15 protein-coding genes are annotated in these 17,188 nt (G+C 62.1%); 9 read left to right on the plus strand and 6 right to left on the minus strand.

The genetic code is table 11. The features are described from left to right. Positions 1-51 precede the first annotated feature (51 nt). The 3 genes from cysQ to cysD are packed head-to-tail and all read right to left on the minus strand — an operon-like array spanning position 52 to position 3,690. Positions 52-834, minus strand: a complete 783-nt coding sequence (gene cysQ / locus EJ069_RS15530; protein WP_189476493.1) for a 3'(2'),5'-bisphosphate nucleotidase CysQ — start codon at positions 832-834, stop codon at positions 52-54. Positions 835-844: 10 nt separating this feature from the next. After that, entirely contained in the window at positions 845-2,782 is a 1,938-nt protein-coding gene (gene cysN, locus EJ069_RS15535; protein WP_145965058.1) for a sulfate adenylyltransferase subunit CysN, read from the minus strand. Positions 2,783-2,784: 2 nt separating this feature from the next. After that, entirely contained in the window at positions 2,785-3,690 is a 906-nt protein-coding gene (cysD, locus tag EJ069_RS15540; protein WP_245456583.1) for a sulfate adenylyltransferase subunit CysD, read from the minus strand. A gap of 438 nt (positions 3,691-4,128) precedes the next feature. Here cysD and EJ069_RS15545 point away from each other — a divergent pair, with 438 nt between their 5' ends. Both EJ069_RS15545 and EJ069_RS15550 read left to right on the plus strand, forming a co-directional pair. Next, entirely contained in the window at positions 4,129-5,421 is a 1,293-nt protein-coding gene (locus tag EJ069_RS15545; RefSeq protein WP_126062042.1) for an O-antigen ligase family protein, read from the plus strand. Next, a complete protein-coding gene (locus tag EJ069_RS15550; protein WP_126062043.1) occupies positions 5,418-6,347 on the plus strand; it encodes an NAD-dependent epimerase/dehydratase family protein in 930 nt (309 codons plus the stop codon). The genes EJ069_RS15545 and EJ069_RS15550 overlap by 4 nt, the downstream gene beginning before the upstream one ends. 38 nt (positions 6,348-6,385) lie before the next feature. On the opposite strand, the gene EJ069_RS15555 is transcribed toward EJ069_RS15550, so the two are convergent. From EJ069_RS15555 to EJ069_RS15565, 3 genes are all read right to left on the minus strand, one after another. Further along, a complete protein-coding gene (locus EJ069_RS15555; RefSeq protein WP_281060072.1) occupies positions 6,386-6,943 on the minus strand; it encodes a sugar transferase in 558 nt (185 codons plus the stop codon). Between the two features lie 3 nt (positions 6,944-6,946). Continuing rightward, positions 6,947-7,858, minus strand: coding sequence for a glycosyltransferase family 2 protein (locus tag EJ069_RS15560; RefSeq protein ID WP_245456585.1), 912 nt, complete (start codon positions 7,856-7,858; stop codon positions 6,947-6,949). 87 nt (positions 7,859-7,945) lie between these two features. Next, positions 7,946-9,991, minus strand: a complete 2,046-nt coding sequence (locus tag EJ069_RS15565) for a nucleoside-diphosphate sugar epimerase/dehydratase (protein WP_189476388.1) — start codon at positions 9,989-9,991, stop codon at positions 7,946-7,948. A gap of 394 nt (positions 9,992-10,385) precedes the next feature. Between EJ069_RS15565 and EJ069_RS15570 the strand changes: the two genes are divergently transcribed. The 7 genes from EJ069_RS15570 to EJ069_RS15600 all read left to right on the plus strand — a co-directional run bounded on the left by EJ069_RS15570 (position 10,386) and on the right by EJ069_RS15600 (position 17,121). Beyond that, positions 10,386-11,177: an ABC transporter permease gene (locus EJ069_RS15570; protein WP_126062044.1), complete on the plus strand. Its 792-nt coding sequence runs from the start codon at positions 10,386-10,388 to the stop codon at positions 11,175-11,177. A gap of 7 nt (positions 11,178-11,184) precedes the next feature. Continuing rightward, positions 11,185-11,928 (plus strand): ABC transporter ATP-binding protein, encoded by a 744-nt coding sequence (locus EJ069_RS15575; RefSeq protein ID WP_126062045.1) that lies wholly within the window; start codon positions 11,185-11,187, stop codon positions 11,926-11,928. Between the two features lie 305 nt (positions 11,929-12,233). After that, positions 12,234-13,364 carry a DegT/DnrJ/EryC1/StrS family aminotransferase gene (locus EJ069_RS15580; protein WP_126062046.1) on the plus strand — a complete coding sequence of 377 codons (1,131 nt, stop codon included), beginning with the start codon at positions 12,234-12,236 and terminating at the stop codon, positions 13,362-13,364. Beyond that, positions 13,361-14,299: a glycosyltransferase family 2 protein gene (locus tag EJ069_RS15585; protein WP_210211333.1), complete on the plus strand. Its 939-nt coding sequence runs from the start codon at positions 13,361-13,363 to the stop codon at positions 14,297-14,299. Before EJ069_RS15580 ends, EJ069_RS15585 begins: the two co-directional genes overlap by 4 nt. Then, positions 14,296-15,246: a WxcM-like domain-containing protein gene (locus tag EJ069_RS15590; RefSeq protein ID WP_126062048.1), complete on the plus strand. Its 951-nt coding sequence runs from the start codon at positions 14,296-14,298 to the stop codon at positions 15,244-15,246. Before EJ069_RS15585 ends, EJ069_RS15590 begins: the two co-directional genes overlap by 4 nt. Next, a complete protein-coding gene (locus EJ069_RS15595) occupies positions 15,236-15,610 on the plus strand; it encodes a GtrA family protein (protein ID WP_189476391.1) in 375 nt (124 codons plus the stop codon). The genes EJ069_RS15590 and EJ069_RS15595 overlap by 11 nt, the downstream gene beginning before the upstream one ends. Continuing rightward, positions 15,607-17,121, plus strand: coding sequence for a glucosyltransferase domain-containing protein (locus EJ069_RS15600; protein ID WP_189476394.1), 1,515 nt, complete (start codon positions 15,607-15,609; stop codon positions 17,119-17,121). Before EJ069_RS15595 ends, EJ069_RS15600 begins: the two co-directional genes overlap by 4 nt. Positions 17,122-17,188: the final 67 nt, after the last annotated feature.

Raw genomic sequence — 17,188 nt, forward strand, 5'->3', positions numbered from 1 at the left:
TGCTCCGCCCTAGGATGACGAACGCGAAGTGGGCGGCCAATCACCAAAGCCCTACGCAGCGCTCTTCCCTGTTGCGATGAAATGCGGATTGGCGAAATCGCTGTCGCTCGCCTGGTTGCGCTTGCCGTAGACGAGCGGCCGGCCGTCGAGTGTGCGCGTCATGCCACCCGCGGCGCGCAGCACCGCGTCACCCGCTGCCGTGTCCCACTCCATGGTGCGGCCGAAGCGCGGATAGACGTCCGCCTCCGCCGCGGCGAGCAGGCAGAATTTCAATGAAGAGCCGATCGAGACAATCTCGGCGGGACCGAGGTCGCGGATGAAGGCGTCGGTTTCAGGCGTGTTGTGCGAACGGCTGGCGACGACGGCCAGTGGCGTGCCCCCTGCCCGCACGGTGATCGGCCGGCGGCCGGCAATGTGATAATCGGCATCGACCTCCAGCGCCTCGGCCTTGCCAGGCCGTCCACTGAAGAAGCGCCCGGTGCAGGGCGCGTAGACAACGCCCACGTCCGGAACGCCATGGCGCACCAGCGCGATGTTGACGGTGAAATCGGTGCGGCGGTTGACGAATTCCTTGGTGCCATCGAGCGGATCGATCAGGAAGAAGGCGCCATCGAGATCGGGCGTGGCAATGCCCGCCGCCACCTCTTCCTCGGCCACGCATGGGATATCCGGATAGGCGGCGCGCAGGCCTGCAAGGATGATCTTCTCGCTTTCGCGGTCGGCTTCCGTCACCGGCGAAGAGTCCGCCTTGCTGTCGACGGCGCAGCCTTCGTGAAAGACGCGCATCACCTCGCGCCCCGCTTCCAGCGCCAGGCGCTCGAAAACGCCCAGCATCGCCTCGTCGTCAGATACCGCCGCCATTGTCATACTGCTCCTCGGCAATGTCGCGCTCGATCAGCCAGTGTTCGAGGGCTTCCGCCATCTCCTGCGGACTCCTGCCGAGGGTCTTGAGATGAATTTCCGGGTTCTCCGGCGCCTCATAGGGAGAATCGACACCGGTGAAGTTCTTGATCTCGCCGCTCAGGGCGCGCGCATAAAGGCCCTTCGGGTCACGCCTTGCGCATTCCTCGAATGGGGTATCGACGAACACTTCGACGAACTCGCCCTCGGCCATCAGCTCGCGCGCCATGCGGCGCTCGGCGGCGAAGGGCGAGATGAAGGAGACGATGACGATCAGCCCTGCATCGGCCATCAGCTTGGCCACTTCGGCGACGCGGCGGATGTTTTCGACGCGGTCGGCGTCGGTGAAGCCGAGATCGCGGTTCAACCCGTGGCGGACATTGTCGCCGTCGAGAATATAGGTGTGGCGGCCGGAGGCGAACAGCTTTTTCTCGAACAGGTTGGCGATGGTCGACTTGCCGGAACCGGAAAGCCCGGTGAACCAGAACACCGCCGGGCGCTGGTTCTTCAGGTCGGAACGGCCGCGCTTGCCGACGTCGAGCGACTGCCAGTGGATGTTGTCCGCGCGCCGCAGCGAATGCAGGATCATGCCGGCGCCGACGGTGGCATTGGTGATGCGGTCGATCAGGATGAAGGCGCCGGTGGTGCGGTTCTCGGCGAAGGGATCGAAAGCGATCGGCGCGCGGGTCGAGAGATTGCAGACGCCGACCTCGTTGAGGTCGAGCGACTTCGCCGCCTCATGCGCGAAATCGTTGACGTTGACCCGGTATTTGAGGTCGGTGACGGTGGCGCTGACCTGATCGGTCTCGGTGCGCAGGATGTAGGAGCGGCCGGGCAGCAGCGCCTGCTCGTCGAACCAGACGATGTTGGCGGCGAACTGGTCGGCGACCTGCGGCCGTGCCGCAGGCGACACCAGCATGTTGCCGCGCGACACCTCGACTTCATCCTCGAGGACCAGCGTGATCGCCTGGCCGGCGACCGCCTGATCGAGATCGCCGCCCTGCGCGACGATGCGCTTGACCCGGGACGCCTTGCCGGACTTGGCGACGACGACCTCGTCTCCCTGCGAAACGGTGCCCGACGCAATGGTGCCGGCGAAGCCGCGGAAATCGAGGTTCGGCCGGTTCACATACTGGACGGGGAAGCGGAATGGCAGCTCGACGGCGGCTTCGTCGACCGACACGGTTTCCAGATGCTCGATGAGCGACGGACCGGAATACCAGGGCGTGCGCTCGGAACGGCTGGTGACGTTGTCGCCGAATCGCGCCGACATAGGGATCGGCACAACGCTGACGAAGCCGAGTTGTTTTGCGAACTCGCCATAGTCGGCGACGATCTGGTCGAACGCAGCCTTGTCGAAGCCGATAAGATCAATCTTGTTGACCGCCAGCACGATGTGACGGATGCCGAGCAGCGAGGCGATGATCGAATGACGCCGGGTCTGGCGCAGCACACCCTGGCGGGCGTCGATCAGCACGATGGCGAGATCCGCGGTCGAGGCGCCGGTCGCCATGTTGCGCGTGTATTGCTCATGGCCGGGCGTGTCGGCGACGATGAACTTGCGCTTGGGCGTAGCGAAGAAGCGGTAGGCGACGTCGATGGTGATGCCCTGCTCGCGCTCCGCCTCCAGCCCGTCGACCAGCAGCGCGAAGTCGATGTCGTCGCCGGTGGTGCCGTGCTTGCGCGAATCCTTCTCCAGTGCGGCAAGCTGGTCCTCGAAGATCTGCTTGGTGTCGGAGAGCAGGCGGCCGATAAGCGTCGACTTGCCGTCATCGACGGAGCCGCAGGTGAGGAAGCGCAGCAGCGACTTCTTCTCCTGCGCGGCCATATAGTCGCGGATGGAATCGGTCGGGGCGAGGCTCTTGGCCATGATGTGGCGCATGATCAGAAATAACCCTCGCGCTTCTTCTTTTCCATCGAGCCCGCCTCGTCGCGATCGATGAGGCGGCCCTGGCGCTCGGAGGTGCGGGCGGTCAGCATCTCGCCAACGATGGCCTCCAGCGTGTCCGCTTCCGATTCGATGGCGCCGGTCAGCGGGTAGCAGCCCAGCGTGCGGAAGCGCACCAGCCGGTTCTCGATCGCCTCGCCGGGACGCAGCTGCATGCGGTCGTCATCCTTCATGATCAGCATGCCGTCGCGCTCGACCACCGGCCGTTCCTTGGCGAAATAGAGCGGCACGATCGGGATGTTTTCCTGCAGGATGTACTGCCAGATGTCGAGCTCGGTCCAGTTGGACAGCGGAAAGACGCGGATCGACTCGCCCGGCGCGATGCGGGTGTTGAAGATCTTCCACATTTCCGGCCGCTGGTTCTTGGGGTCCCAGGAATGCTGCGCGTTGCGGAAGGAGAAGATGCGCTCCTTGGCGCGCGACTTCTCCTCGTCGCGGCGGGCGCCGCCGAAGGCCGCATCGAAACCATATTTGTCGAGCGCCTGGCGCAGCGCCACCGTCTTCATCACATGGGTATGGGTGTTGGAGCCATGATCGAAGGGATTGATGCCGTCGCGCAAGCCATCCTCGTTGACGTGGACCAGCAGGTCGAAGCCGAGCTTCTGCGCCATCTGGTCGCGAAAGGCGATCATCTCGCGGAACTTCCAGGTGGTGTCGACATGCAGGAACGGGAAAGGCGGCTTGGCCGGATAGAAGGCCTTCATCGCCAGATGCATCAGCACCGAGGAATCCTTGCCGACGGAATAGAGCATCACCGGCTTGGAGAAGGAGGCCGCGACCTCACGGAAGATGTGGATGGATTCGGCCTCGAGCCGCTGCAGATGCGTGAGCGCGATATTCATGGACTGTCGAGCGTTCTCTCGTGCCGTCGAGCGGAAATCTTGCATTGCAGGCGCAATTCCATGCCGCCCGGGCGCAAATTTCACTTGGACAAACTGTTTCGTGCGGGCGTTCTAACAGATCGGCGCTGTTCATAACAATGCGGGACGCGCCGGACGCACGATGATTAGGGAACGAATTTTCCAAGCGAGGCCGAGAAAGCGGAAAATCCTCCCAGGGCGCTCGAAACGCGGAAGCGGGGAAAGGAACCGTAAGTTCCGATGCCGGCCGCTCCGAACCAAGGTTTTCTGTCGGAACATCGTCAACCGGCCTATCGCGGAACGACGCCAGCGGCTATATGGGCTCGGGGAACGGGCAAGGCGCGGCAAACGGGTACGTCCAGCCAGCCATCAGCTGGCATCACGGATCCGGGCGCAACCTGGAAATTGCGAAGCAAGCATTTGAACCCGTTTACAAAGCTCCGACGCCAGCTCACGCCCGCTCAGATCAATTTCTATTTCTCGATCGTCTGCTTTTTCTCGCCGCCGGTGCTTGGATCGCTCGTCAGCATCACCTTCAATGCCGGCGGCGTGTGGTCGGCAATGCTGCTGGCCGCGAAGCGGCGGCGCTTCAACATCGACGGGCCGATGCTCGCCTTGACCGCGGCGATCTACGCCTATTGCGCGGCCATGGTTCTCGCTTCGATCGTCAATGGCACGCTGGCCGCCGATCTGCGGTTCTTCCTGCCGCTGATCACCTTCCTGCTTTTCCCGATCTCCTATTCGACCTGGAGCATTACCGAGAAGACCGCGCTGGCACGCATCGCCATTCTGGCAAGCGCCGCGGCCTGTTTCGGCGCGTTGGCGATCGCCATCGTCCAGTATCACTGGCTGGGCACGAGGGCCGAGGGCGGGGCCGGAAACGCGATCGTCTTCGCAACCGTTACCTGCCTTGCCGTCATGCTATGCCTCGCCGGCGCGCTGTCAGGCATCGAGAAACGCTCGAAGCTGCTGATCCTGGCGGCGATCGCCGGAACCATTGCGATCGTCTATTCCGGGTCACGCATGATCTGGGTGGCGGTGCCGATTGCCGGTATCGTCGTGCTTCTCGTCAACCGCCGCCGGTTCACCAACGCCAGCATGGCGCGCTTGGCGGTGATCGGCGTCGTGGTCGCCCTGACGATCGCCGCCATCGGGTCTAGCGCCATCATGGATCGAGCCGACTTCCTGGTCAGCGACTGGGATGCGCTGAACGCCAATGGCGATCATTCGACGGCGCTCGGCTTGCGCGTGGCAATGTGGGAGATCGGCCTTGCCGCGGTTCGCGAGATGCCGATTTTCGGCCATGGCATCACGGCCAGCCGCGCCCTGATGAAGCAGGGTTTTCATGAGCAGTTCGGTCTGAGCGCGGGCTTCAGCCATTTTCACAACGGCTTCCTGACCGCGATGGTCGAAGCCGGGCTGCTCGGGGGGCTGGCGCTGGCGTCGATCTTCATCGTCGCCGCATGGAACGCGGCAAGGACGCTGCGCCTCAGCGTCGATCCGGTCGAGCGGTTCGGCGCGACGATGGTCCTCGTCGCGGTCATCACCTATCTCATCGGCGGAATGGCCGGCATCCTCGTCGGCCACGATATCCTCGACGCGACGCTGATGGTGTTCCTGATTTCAGGGACCTACCTTGCGTCCGGGCGGACGGTGGCGCCGACCGCCAAGGACGCGCCTGCGGTGGCGCCGGGCGCCAGCCGGCAACCATGAAGGTCCTGGTCACCGGGGCGACAGGCTTCATCGGGCGCCGGGTCGTCGGCCGGTTGCGCCAAGCCGGATTCGACGTACGGACCGCTTCGCGCCTGCCGCAGCGGCTGGCAGGCGAGGATGATGCCGTCGCGCTGCCCGGCGCCGATGCGCCGCAGGAAGCCTATCTGGCGCTGATGCGCGACGTGACGCATGTCGTCCACTGCGCGGCGCTCAACAATGATCGCGGCGCCGGCGAGGCCGACTTGCGGGCTGTCAACGCGACACTGACCGGACGGCTCGCCCAGGCGGCCGCCAAGCGCGCCGAAGGGCGCTTCATCTATCTCTCCTCGATCCGCGCCGTCGTGGCGGCCGATTTCAGCGGCACGATCGACGCAGCCACGCCCCCTGCCCCGCAATGCGCCTACGGGCGCTCCAAGCGTGAAGGCGAAATCGCAATGCTGGAGGCTTTTGCGACCGCCGGACATGCGGGCGCGACGGCGCTGCGGCTGCCGCCGGTCTATGGCGAAGGCATGAAGGGAAATCTGCGCGGACTGATGCGTCTTGCCGCCACCGGTCTGCCGCTGCCCGCAGCCGCCTTTACCGCGGTTCGTTCGCTGGTCTCGCATCACGCGGTTGCTGGCGCCGTGACGCATCTCCTGGCCCGTCCGACGCCGCCGCGCCCCACCTATGTGCTGGGCGATGCCTCGCCGGTTGCGCTGTCTGAGATCATCACCGCGTTCCGGCGCGGATACGGCCGGTCCGCCCGGCTCGTCCCCATGCCGGCCTGGCCGTTCCGGCTGCTGGCCACGCTCAGTGGCCGACAGGCGTCGTGGCAGGCTTTGGTGGCGACGCAGGTCTGCGATCCGTCGCTGCTGGCCTCGGAAGGCTGGATGCCGGAAGCCGACACGCTCGGCCGGCTCGAGGAACTGGCGCGGCAGGCCAGTTAATTCCAGCGCAGGCGGTTTTCGCCGAAACCAGGAGCGTTTCATCGTTTCCGCGTCACGCTCTCTGCGCGGTAGAACGTTCCCAGCAATATCCTGATATCCAGGCCGACGGAGGCCGCCTGGACATAGGCCGCGTCGGTCTCGGCGCAGCGTTTTGGATCCGACATGTCGATCCCCTTGATCTGCGCCAGCCCGGTTATGCCCGGCAACGCTGCGAGCACGCCCAGTTGCTTGCGCCGTTCGATCAGTTCCGTCTGCGTCGGCAGGCACGGACGCGGTCCCACCAGGCTCATGTCGCCCTTGAGCACGTTCCAGAGCTGCGGCAACTCGTCGATCTTGGTTGCGCGCAGCACCTTGCCCACCGCGGTGACCGAATTGGCTGGCGCCTGGTGGGTCGGCAAGGAGGGGGTGTCGCGACGCATCGTGCGCAGCTTACGGCAGGAAAAGAGCGCGCCTTCCCGCCCGACGCGGATTTGCGAGAAGATGGCCGGGCCGGCCGACGTCGCCCGGATCGCCAGCATCGCGACCAGCACGATCGGTGACGTTAAAACCAGCATCACCGCCCCAACAACCAGATCAAAGACCCGCTTTGCCGTCACGGTTCAGATCCGGCGCGAAAGGAAAGCAAGGTAGAGCCCGAGCGTGCCCATCAATGTCTGCCGGTAGACGCCGCTTTTGCCGAGCAGGCGGAAGCGCCTGAAGGTGCTGCCCTTGCGCGCCCTGATGAACAGGCGAAGGCAGAGTGCGGGATCGGGCGCGATGAGATCGCGGTTGACGGCAAGGCCCCTGAGATTGGTGTCGGTCCAGGTAGCGAACTGGCCCTGGAACAGCCGTCCGAGCCTTGAAAGCCTTGCCTTCCACGAGACATTGGCGCCGACGAGGTTCGCCGCGTGCTGCCGGTATCTGACCAGCGGCCGCGGCTCGTAGCGGACCTTGCCGCCGGCGGCGGTGACGATGAGATAGGCCCACCAGTCGTGGCTGACGAATTCGGTCCTTGCCGATGCTTTCGCCAGGAGGTCGCGCGCCTTGCGGTTGAAAAGCATGGTGTTGCCGCCGGCGATGCTTTGCACCAGCGCGTTGCGGAAAGACGGCGGGCGGCGAAACAGCGGCGAATAGCCTGCTGGGATGCCGGCCTCCGAAATGGTCGCCGTGCGCGAGCAGAACAGGAGCGGCATGTCGCTATCCTCTCCCTCGATCCAGCGGATGGCGCTCTCCAGCCGATCCGGCTCCCAGACATCGTCCTGGTCGCAAAAGGCATAGTAATCGGCATCGATGCGGGGATCGATGATCATCGAGCGGAAATTGGCGGCGAAACCCTTTCGCGGACCATCCACCAGCGTAACGGAGCCCTTGTTCCAGCGGGATCGCCAAGCCTCGACGATTGCGACCGTGGCGTCCGTCGAGCCATCGTCGGAAACCCACAGATCGACCGCGGGCCAGGACTGCGCGAAAAGCGATTCCAATTGCTCGCCGATGAATGCAGCGCCATCCTTCGTGCCCATGAGAACAGCCACGCGCTGGCCTTTCGCGGTCACGGTCTCTGAACCCGCGGGCGCATTCGAACGGGCTTCAACGGCCGATTTCGGGCGGGCGGCACTGCTCTAACCGATCTGTGCGGCCGTTTTCGGCACCGCCTGGCCGTGCGCGCCGAGGTCTGCCTCGGCCTGGTAGAGGCCGGCCAGGACGGCAAGCGCCGCGGCCTTGTCGCGATCGTGCATCGCGGCCACCAGCGCCGGCAGCGCGGCCTCGATCCTGGACCATTGCACGACGTCGCTCCTGAGGCCGAAGATCTTGGCGATGTCGAGCTTGACGACCTCTTCATTCTCGCCATGCAGCGTCTCGTGCAGCTTCTCGCCGGGCCTGATGCCGGTGAAGCGGATCGGAATGTCGGTGTAGGGGCTTTTGCCGGCCATGCGGATCATGGTCTCGGCGACTTCGAGGATCGGCACGGGCTTGCCCATGTCGAGCATGTAGATGGCGTAGTCGTCCTTGCCCTGGCGCTGCTCGGCATCGGCGGCCGACATGATGACCAGATCGACCGCCTCGGCCACGGTCATGAAATAGCGGGTCATGCGCCGGTCGGTGATGGTGACCGGCCCGCCGGCCTCGATCTGCGCCTGGAAGATGGTCGCCACCGAGCCATTGGAGCCGAAGACGTTGCCGAAGCGCACGGCGATGAACTTGGTGCCGGAACGATGCGCGCCCATGGAATGGGTGTGATGCGCGCCGGCCCCATGACCGTTCGCCGCGGCGGCATGCAAGGGCGATGGCGCTGCATGGGCCTCATGCAGCGAGGAGACGATCTGCTCGGCCGCCCGCTTGGTGACGCCGAGCACCGAAGTCGGGGCGACGGCCTTGTCGCTGGAGATCAGCAGGAACTGCGGCACCCCGCATTCGGCGGCGATCTCGGCGCAGGCGAGCGTGCCGAAGACATTCGTCTCGATCGCCGCTTCCCAGTTCTCTTCCAGCAGCGGCACGTGCTTCAGCGCCGCGGCATGAAAGAGGATCCCGGGTTTGAACTCGCTGACGAGACGCATCATGTGAGGCCGGTCGGTGACGTCGACGATGCGGCTGGTCAGCCGGTCGCGGTGCCTCTCGTCGATCAGCTGATCGAGCTGGAAAATGCCGAATTCGGAATTGTCGGCCACCAGCACCGACTCGGCGCCCAGCTCCAGCGCGCGCTTGACAAGCACGCGGCCGATGGAGCCGGCGCCGCCGGTGACCATCACCCGCTTGCCGGCGACGAAGGCGCCGATGCGTGTCGTGTCGGTGGCAACCGCCGAACGGCGCATGATGGTTTCCATCTCGACGGTATCGAGAACCAGCCTGCCGCCCTGTCCCAGCTCCGACAGCCCGGAGAACTGGACGACGGCGATGCCGCTGTGGCGGGCGACGCGCACCAGCTCGGCATAGTCCTCGATGTCGCGCTCCGCGCCATTGCCGAAGATCAGGAGATCGAGGTTTTCCGTGCCCCTGACATAGTCCTCCAGCACCTCGACCAGGCGCGGCCTGAGCGCCACGACCGGAACGCCCTGGATCCGCGTGCCGAGCGGCGCGTCGCTCTCGGTGGCCATGATGCCGGCGATGGCGTATTCGGCCGGCACCGCCGTGCGGGTGAAGCGCACGATCACGTCCGCCTCGCTCAGCCGGCCGATGAACAGCGCCTGCTTGACCGGCGCGTCCGGAGCGCGGCGCAGGATGCGCCAGGACGCGCCGTCCCGCAGGAAGCGGTAGTAGAGCCTGGGCGCTGAGATGATGGTGAAGGAGACCAGGAAAAAGACGATGAACTGGCGCTCGTTGAGCCCCATGACAGGCTGGAAGAAGAAGCGAAAGCCAAGCGAGGCCAGGTAGAGGACCACCGTCAGGCTGCCGCAGCCCTTGAGGATGTTGAAGAAGTCGGGCGTGGAGGCAAAGCGCCAGACGGTATTGTAAAGACCACAAGAGCGGAACAAAAGATGGGCGATGAGCACGATGAGCGCCCAGCAGGCCAGCCCGGCAAAGGAGAACGCCTCGAACGACAGCCGCGACTGCGAAAGGGTGAGGCTGAGCGCCACCGCCACCAGGACCATGACGAGATCCTGGACCATGATGATGGCGCGCCGCATCCTTGGTCTGAGTTCCGACACGGCTTCTACATAGGCGGTCATTGGGTAGTACTGAACTCCAGGCGCAGGGACATGCTATCAGAACCGCGCAGGACAAAACATCGTCCGCCGCCACTCTGGATTGCAAATCCCCAACCCCGTCACCCGGTTATCGCCTTAGCGCGGAGCGAGCGGGAGGGCCAGAGGTTTTTTGGGCGGATATCATCTTGCTGACGATTTGTCTCAAAGCAGCAACGACTCAGACTGGACTGTTATTCTTCAGGAAAACTGCCGCAGCATCCAACAGATTCTGCTAATGGAAATCATAGCATGACGATCCGGCTTCACTAAGCCGCAGCGCGCTGCCATAAGCTTGTCGCAATAGCTATGAAAGAGGTGTAGGGGGCGTGCGGGGCGAGAGGCGAATCACCGGAACAAAAACTGTGACACTACGACTATGATCTCGGTACTGAATGGCGCCCTCGACGACATCTCCCGAACCATGAAGCTGCGAAGGGTATGGATTGCCCTGGCTCATGAGGATATCGGAGACCAGCATCGGCGCACCACGCTCGGACCACTTTGGCTTCTCGTCAACTATCTTGCCTTCGCGGGAACATTCGTTTTCGTGTTTCAACCGATTGGCAAAGATGCGGCAGGCTATGGCGCCTACGTCGCCATCGGCCTTATGGTGTGGTTTTACCTCATGGAGATCATCTCCCTGAGCGTCCCACTCTTCAAGCGCGAAGAGAGCTTCATCGAAGGTACGACGCTGCCGCTGTTCGTCTATGTGATGCGGCTGACGGTACAGTCGGTGATCCGGGCCGGTTATGCAGTTGTCGGATGCATCATTATCCTGCTGATCAGCGGGCCGTCGCTGACGCCTGCCTGGCTGTGGTCGCTTGCTGGACTGCTGTTGATCTTGTTGACCACACCAGCCCTCATCACGGTCTTCGCGTTTTTGGGCGCATTCTTCCCAGATAGCGAATTCATCGTCGGCAATCTGATGCGCGTTGGGATGTTCTTCACACCCGTCTTTTGGGTCTATAATGGCCAAGACGCGATACAGAGATACTCCTATCTCTGGAACCCGTTCTCTTACTTCCTGGACGTTGCGCGCATTCCGATCCTCGGGGGTGAGTTTCCGAGTAACGCCTTCGCCATCACCGGCGCCACAGCGTTGGTCACGTGGACGATCGCGCTGCTGCTGCTTGGCAGCTATCGCCGCCAGGTCGTCTTTTTGATTTGAGTTTGTGATGGTTTCCATAAAGCTGGACAACGTCAGCCTGATCTACAAGCTGCACGAAAAACTGACGCTTTCGGCGCCGGATCGGCGTTTGGGCGCGACTGGCGGTCGAATAGAAGGCTCCGGCCGAAGGCAGTTTGTTCAGGCGCTCGACGGCGTCGGTTTCGAACTCAAGGCCGGCGACCGGCTTGGTCTTGTCGGCCCGAACGGAGCCGGTAAGACAACACTGCTGAAGGTCCTCTACGGCATTTACGAGCCTTCCGGAGGGAGCGTCGTGATCGAAGGTAAGGTCGACGCTCTTTTCAACATCAACATAGGGTTTCGCCGCGAAGCGACCGGCCGCCGCAACATTGTGTTGCGGGGCTTGATCAACGGATGGTCGGAAGCCGAGATTGAAGAAAAGATGGAAGACATCATTGCCTTCAGCGAGCTCGGCGATTTCATCGACCTGCCCTTCAAGGCCTATAGCCAGGGTATGGCGGCGCGGCTCGCCTTTTCGGTGGCGACGGCGCTCGACCCCGAAATCCTGCTCATGGACGAATGGATCGGGGCGGGGGATGCCTCTTTCCAGGAAAAGGCCAAGAAGCGCATGGATGAACTGGCCGAAAAGGCAGGCATAATCGTTCTGGCGAGCCACAGCGAGAGTCTTATTCAAAGCGTGTGCACGAAGAGGCTAACGCTCAAAGGCGGCCGAGTGGAGTCGCTGACAGCGGTGCCGGTCAAACCTGTCGAGGCCGCGTTGGCCAGCCCCTAAAGCATGTCTCCCGAAAATGGGGACCGGTTTCGAGATAAAGAACATGCGTAAAATCAAGGGCCTTAAAGCGCATGGGAGCGCATCCGAAGGATCGCGACGCGCTTTAGGCTTGCAACGTTTTGCAAAATGACGTGTAGCTGTTGCGGCTAGGCCGGAATCTCAATAGTTGTGCCCATCGTTCCGGCCTTCCATTCTGCCCGTGACGGCAGTATCTCAGATACTTTATATTAGAAGTACCTGAAATTTTCTGGGTGTTTGCAGTTCGAGCAGGCCAGGATCAATAAAGATACGCTGTTGAGTTGTTGATGACGAAGCCTAATGCCGTTCCGATGAACGATCTCAAGCGCCTGTATCAGCGCTACGAGGTCAAGATTGCGCGCGAAGTAACGAGCACGTTGCAATCCGGATGGTGGCTCAATGGCGCGGCCGGGAAGCGATTCGCGGCAAACTTTGCGAAATTTGTGGGAGCCTCTGACTGCATCCTCGTCGCCAACGGAACAGACGCCCTCGAGCTTGCTCTGCGCTCGGTCGTCGGGCTCAACGCTTCGCATGGACGCGAGGTGATCGTGGCGGCCAATGCCGGGGGATATGCCAGTTGCGCCTGCTGGCACAACGACCTCGTTCCACACTATGTCGACATCGAACCCGCCAGCCAGCTTGCAAGCATCCAAGCGGTGCTGGAGGCAGTGGGTGCCGACACCGCTGCGATCGTCGTTACCCACCTTTACGGCGGTGTCGTCGATGTTCCCGCTATCCGGGCAGGACTTATCGATGTGGGCATGTCGCACATACCGGTCATCGAGGACTGCGCCCAGGCACATGGTGCACGCATCGGGGATGAAACGGTCGGATCGCTTGGTGACATCGCCACTTTCAGCTTCTATCCGACTAAGAATCTCGGCGCGATGGGGGATGGCGGCGCGGTCCTAACCTCCAATCCCAGGCTGGCAGACCGCGTTCGTCAGCTTCATCAATATGGCTGGAGCTCCAAATATCATGTGGGATTGCCGGGAGGGCGCAACTCCCGCATGGATGAGGTCCAGGCCGCGATTTTGGATATCCTTCTTCCGGATTTGAACAGTCGCAATGAACAGCGCCGCGCCATCCTCGACCGATTCAAGTCTGCTGCCGGGAACCGGCTCCGGTTCGTCGACGGAGGCAGCGGCGCCGTCGCGCACCTTGCGGTCCTGCTCTGCGACGATCGGGATGCATTCCGGGTGTTCATGAAGGCCCGCGGAGTCGATACAGATGTCCACTATCCCGTACTCGATTGCGATCAGGCTGGCTGGGCTGACCTGCCCATGAAAGGGACCCAAAATCTCGCGGTCTCTAGGGCAAGTATCGGTCGTCTTTGTTCCCTCCCGTGCCACCCAGACCTGACGAGCGACGAGATCGAGCAAGTGTGCAAGGCTCTCGGTGAATGGGAGGCATTGTGACGGCGCGCTCCATCGTCTTTCCCATCTATCGAAACGAGGCGAATATCCCCGCCCTGATGCAGGCAGTTGCCGGCTTTCACGGCAGGTATAGGGGCGACATCGAGTTTGTCTTCGTTATTGATGGATCGCCAGATGCATCCGGCGCGTTGCTGGTCACGGCCTTGAAGGATACCGGCTACGACTACAAGATCATCTTTCACAGTCGGAACTTTGGCTCCTTCACCGCCATTCGGACCGGGCTTGAGCATGCATCGGGCAAGTATGTGGCTGCCATGGCGGCCGACCTTCAAGAGCCGCCGGAACTGATTGTCGAGTTCTTTTCGATATTGGAGAAAGACGCTGCGGACGTCGTCTTCGGCCGCAGAGCGGGGCGAGACGATCCGTTTTTGACGCGGTTTCTGTCCCGGGCTTTTTGGGGCGTTTACCGCAGGCTGATACTGCCAAGCATGCCCAGCGGCGGCGTCGATATTTTTGGCTGCAACCGCCAGGTGCTGGAAGCGATCCTGTCGATCGCGGAGCCTAACAGCTCGCTGGTCGTGCAACTCTTCTGGGTGGGCTTCAGGCGGGAATTCGTGCCGTATCACCGTCGCGAACGGGAGCACGGAAAAAGCGCCTGGGGCATGGGGCGCCGCCTCAGATATATGATGGACTCGATCTTCTCGTTTTCCGACTTTCCGATCGTGCTTACACTGTGGGTGGGGATCGCGGGCTGCATCCTCAGCCTTGTGTTTGCCGCAGTGACCGTAATCGCCCGCTTGCTGGGCAGGATCGACTCTGCCGGATACACGACACTGGTGCTGCTTATCGTGGGATTTGGGTCAGCGATTCTCGCAGTGCAAGGCATCCTTGGGTGTTATCTCTGGCGAGCCGTTGAAAACACCAAATCGCGCCCATTGCGGATAATAAGCCGCATTGTCGACGGAACGTCCGCATGAACGACAAGACTTTCTTTGTTCACCAGCACGGCATCTGCGAAAGCACGAGCGTCGGCAATGGCACACGCGTATGGGCGTTTGCCCATGTCCTCCCAAGGGCGGTGATCGGCGCGAACTGCAATATCTGCGATCATGTCTTCATCGAAAATGATGTGACGGTCGGCGATGACGTCACGATCAAAAGCGGCGTTCAGCTGTGGGACGGCGTCCGGCTGGGCAATCGCGTGTTCGTCGGTCCGAATGCCGCCTTTACCAACGACCGTTTCCCGCGTTCGAAACACTATCCGGAATCGTTTCTCCAGACGATCGTCGAGGACGGCGCGTCGATCGGCGCCAACGCAACCATCCTGCCCGGGATAACGATCGGTCGCCAGGCGATGATCGGCGCCGGCGCCGTGGTGACCAAGAACGTGCCGGCCAACGCCGTGGTGGTGGGAAATCCGGCCGTCATCGTCGGCTATCAGACCGGTCCGCAGGTCGAGCCCGTGATGACGCAGGCGACCCCCGGCGCTGCCGGTGACAGGATGGCGCTTGGCGTTGGCGGATGTGAGCTGTGGCGGTTGCCGCACTTTAGTGATCTGCGCGGCGAACTGGCCCCGCTTGAGTTCGGACAGAACCTGCCCTTCAAACCCTTGCGGTCGTTTCTTGTCTACGGCGTACCTTCGGACAAGGTCAGGGGTGAGCATGCGCACCGGCAGTGCCATCAATTCCTGATTGCCGCCCATGGACGCCTGTCGGTGGTCGTCGATGACGGGCACGACAGAAAGGAAGTGTCGCTGGCAGATCCCTCGATCGGTCTTTACCTGCCTCCCGGAGTGTGGGGCATTCAGTACAAATTCCAGCCGGATACCGCGCTGCTCGTCATGGCTTCGCATCCCTATGATGCAAGCGACTACATCAGGGATTATTCGGATTTCCTCGCCACGGTCAGACCGGATGGCCATTGACCGGATATGCTCAGACGCAATCCGCTTTCTTGTGGCCGGCGGATTGAACACCGCGCTGACGAGCGCCGTCTACTTTGCCGGCTTGACTGTGCTCCCGTCAGCAATCTCCTACACAATTGCCTGGCTGGCAGGCCTCGTATTCGTGATGGTGTTCTATCCGGATCGGGTTTTTCCAGGCGGGCGCGCCGGCTTCGCGGATCGGCTGGCGGTCGGCGGTTCGGTCGCGGTGGTGTTTGCAGCGGGGTTGGCGATCCTTCATTTTCTCGAGCGGGTGTTGCAAAGCCATGCAGCGGCATTCTTTCCAACGCTGGCCGCAACGACGATGCTCAACTTTCTGGTTTCTCGATGGATACTGCGCCGATGATGCTGATACGCCCCTCTTCGATCCGGGCGGCCATCAATCTCTTTGCGATCTTTGTCGCAATGTACTTTTCCGAGTTGGCCTCCTTTTCGCTGTCCATCGACGAAGAGGTAGCCGCCTTCAGAACCGATTCTTCGATCTGGATTGCCCAGGGGCGTTGGGGGGCCTACCTGATCGAGAGGTTCCTTATCCCAAATCCTGTAATGCCGTTGCTGGCGCCGGCGATCTTTGGCGCCGGTTGCGTTGCCGCTTACCTGCTCGTTATGGACATCATCGACAAGCATAGGCTTTCCATCGCCGAATATGCTTGTTTCACGATCTTCTGTGCCTTCCCGACCTGGTTCTTCATCGTAGAGTTCTACTCCAATATCGCCGCGGTCGGGATCGGCCTGGCTGCCAGTGCCCTTGCGATTTGGCTGATCAACAAGAAAGATCTCCCGGCAGATGGTTCGCGCTTCTTCGTTGCGATCGTTGCTGGCGGTTTTGCGATCTCGATCTATCAGAGTTTCGCACCGGCAATCCTGGTTTTGGGCATTGTTGTCTGCGTTCTGCGGGCACGGGCCGGCATTGAAAGTTCGCTGCCGAAAGACGTGACCCGCGCCGGCGTCCTGATAGCGGGCTCGGCGATTTTCTACGCCGTCGGCAATGCAATTTTCAAATCGTTCACCTCCAAAAGAAGTGAGTATTTCGAGTCGCTTTTCCAGCCGGGCTTCTTGTTTCAGCATCCGGTCGTGGTGACGGGCCGGGTGCTGGAAGCGCTCGGAGGGGCGCTTGGCCTGGACCGCGGCAGTTACGGTGTTATTTTGTGGGCAGTTCCGCTGCTGGTGGCCCTCGGCGGCTGGACGCTTTTCAAGGAGTCGTCACGCTCAAGGTTGCTGCTGCTGGCAGCCGCTTTGGTCTGCCTGTTCATTCCTTTCGGCGTCCACGTTCTGGCGGCAGGCACCATGCCCGTCAGAAGTCTCGTAGGTCTGCCGATAGCGGTCTGGCTCTTCGTCTACCTTGGGGTGACAAGCAGCAATGCGAGGATCGGCATGGTGTCGGCAATCCTGCTTGGCGTGGTGATCTTCCAGATCCAGGTGATCCAAAACTATCGCCAGGCGTCCAGCTATCTTGTCGACAAGCACGACACACTCCTGGCCGCGGCTATCTACGGGAGGCTGACGTCCATGCCCGGCTTTGACGCCAAGCGCTCCTACGCTCTGACCGTATTCGGCGGGCTGCCGTTTACCACCAACTATCCAAGGCCCCCCGGTTCAACCGTCGGGTACTCGTTCTTCGAGTGGGACGGGGGCAATGCCTGGCGCATCACCTACTATATGAAACTGCTCGGCTACTCCAATCTGAACGGTCCGACGGACCAGCAAGTCGATCAAACAATTGTCCGGCTCTCGACGATGCCTGTATGGCCCGCACCTGGCAGCCTGGAAATACAAGGCGACATTGTATTGATCCGGCTTGGCGAGGGCCCGAGCTACGCAAACCAACAGGCACTCGCAAGGGTAGCCAACCGCTGAAGGACGCGGCAAAGCTCATGTGAAACTCCTTCGATGCTGCGCGAGTTGATCACGCCGCCGAGATTGT

The organism is Mesorhizobium sp. M2A.F.Ca.ET.043.05.1.1 (assembly GCF_003952445.1).
Classification (GTDB): domain Bacteria; phylum Pseudomonadota; class Alphaproteobacteria; order Rhizobiales; family Rhizobiaceae; genus Mesorhizobium.

Excerpts from the sequence above, each read along its gene's own strand:
- cysQ (WP_189476493.1), bottom strand. The coding sequence starts at position 834 with ATGCTGGGCGTTTTCGAGCGCCTGGCGCTGGAAGCGGGGCGCGAGGTG.
- cysN (WP_145965058.1), bottom strand. The coding sequence starts at position 2,782 with ATGCGCCACATCATGGCCAAGAGCCTCGCCCCGACCGATTCCATCCGC.
- cysD (WP_245456583.1), bottom strand. The coding sequence starts at position 3,690 with ATGAATATCGCGCTCACGCATCTGCAGCGGCTCGAGGCCGAATCCATC.
- EJ069_RS15550 (WP_126062043.1), top strand. The coding sequence starts at position 5,418 with ATGAAGGTCCTGGTCACCGGGGCGACAGGCTTCATCGGGCGCCGGGTC.
- EJ069_RS15565 (WP_189476388.1), bottom strand. The coding sequence starts at position 9,991 with ATGACCGCCTATGTAGAAGCCGTGTCGGAACTCAGACCAAGGATGCGG.
- EJ069_RS15570 (WP_126062044.1), top strand. The coding sequence starts at position 10,386 with ATGATCTCGGTACTGAATGGCGCCCTCGACGACATCTCCCGAACCATG.
- EJ069_RS15575 (WP_126062045.1), top strand. The coding sequence starts at position 11,185 with ATGGTTTCCATAAAGCTGGACAACGTCAGCCTGATCTACAAGCTGCAC.
- EJ069_RS15580 (WP_126062046.1), top strand. The coding sequence starts at position 12,234 with ATGACGAAGCCTAATGCCGTTCCGATGAACGATCTCAAGCGCCTGTAT.
- EJ069_RS15590 (WP_126062048.1), top strand. The coding sequence starts at position 14,296 with ATGAACGACAAGACTTTCTTTGTTCACCAGCACGGCATCTGCGAAAGC.
- EJ069_RS15595 (WP_189476391.1), top strand. The coding sequence starts at position 15,236 with ATGGCCATTGACCGGATATGCTCAGACGCAATCCGCTTTCTTGTGGCC.
- EJ069_RS15600 (WP_189476394.1), top strand. The coding sequence starts at position 15,607 with ATGATGCTGATACGCCCCTCTTCGATCCGGGCGGCCATCAATCTCTTT.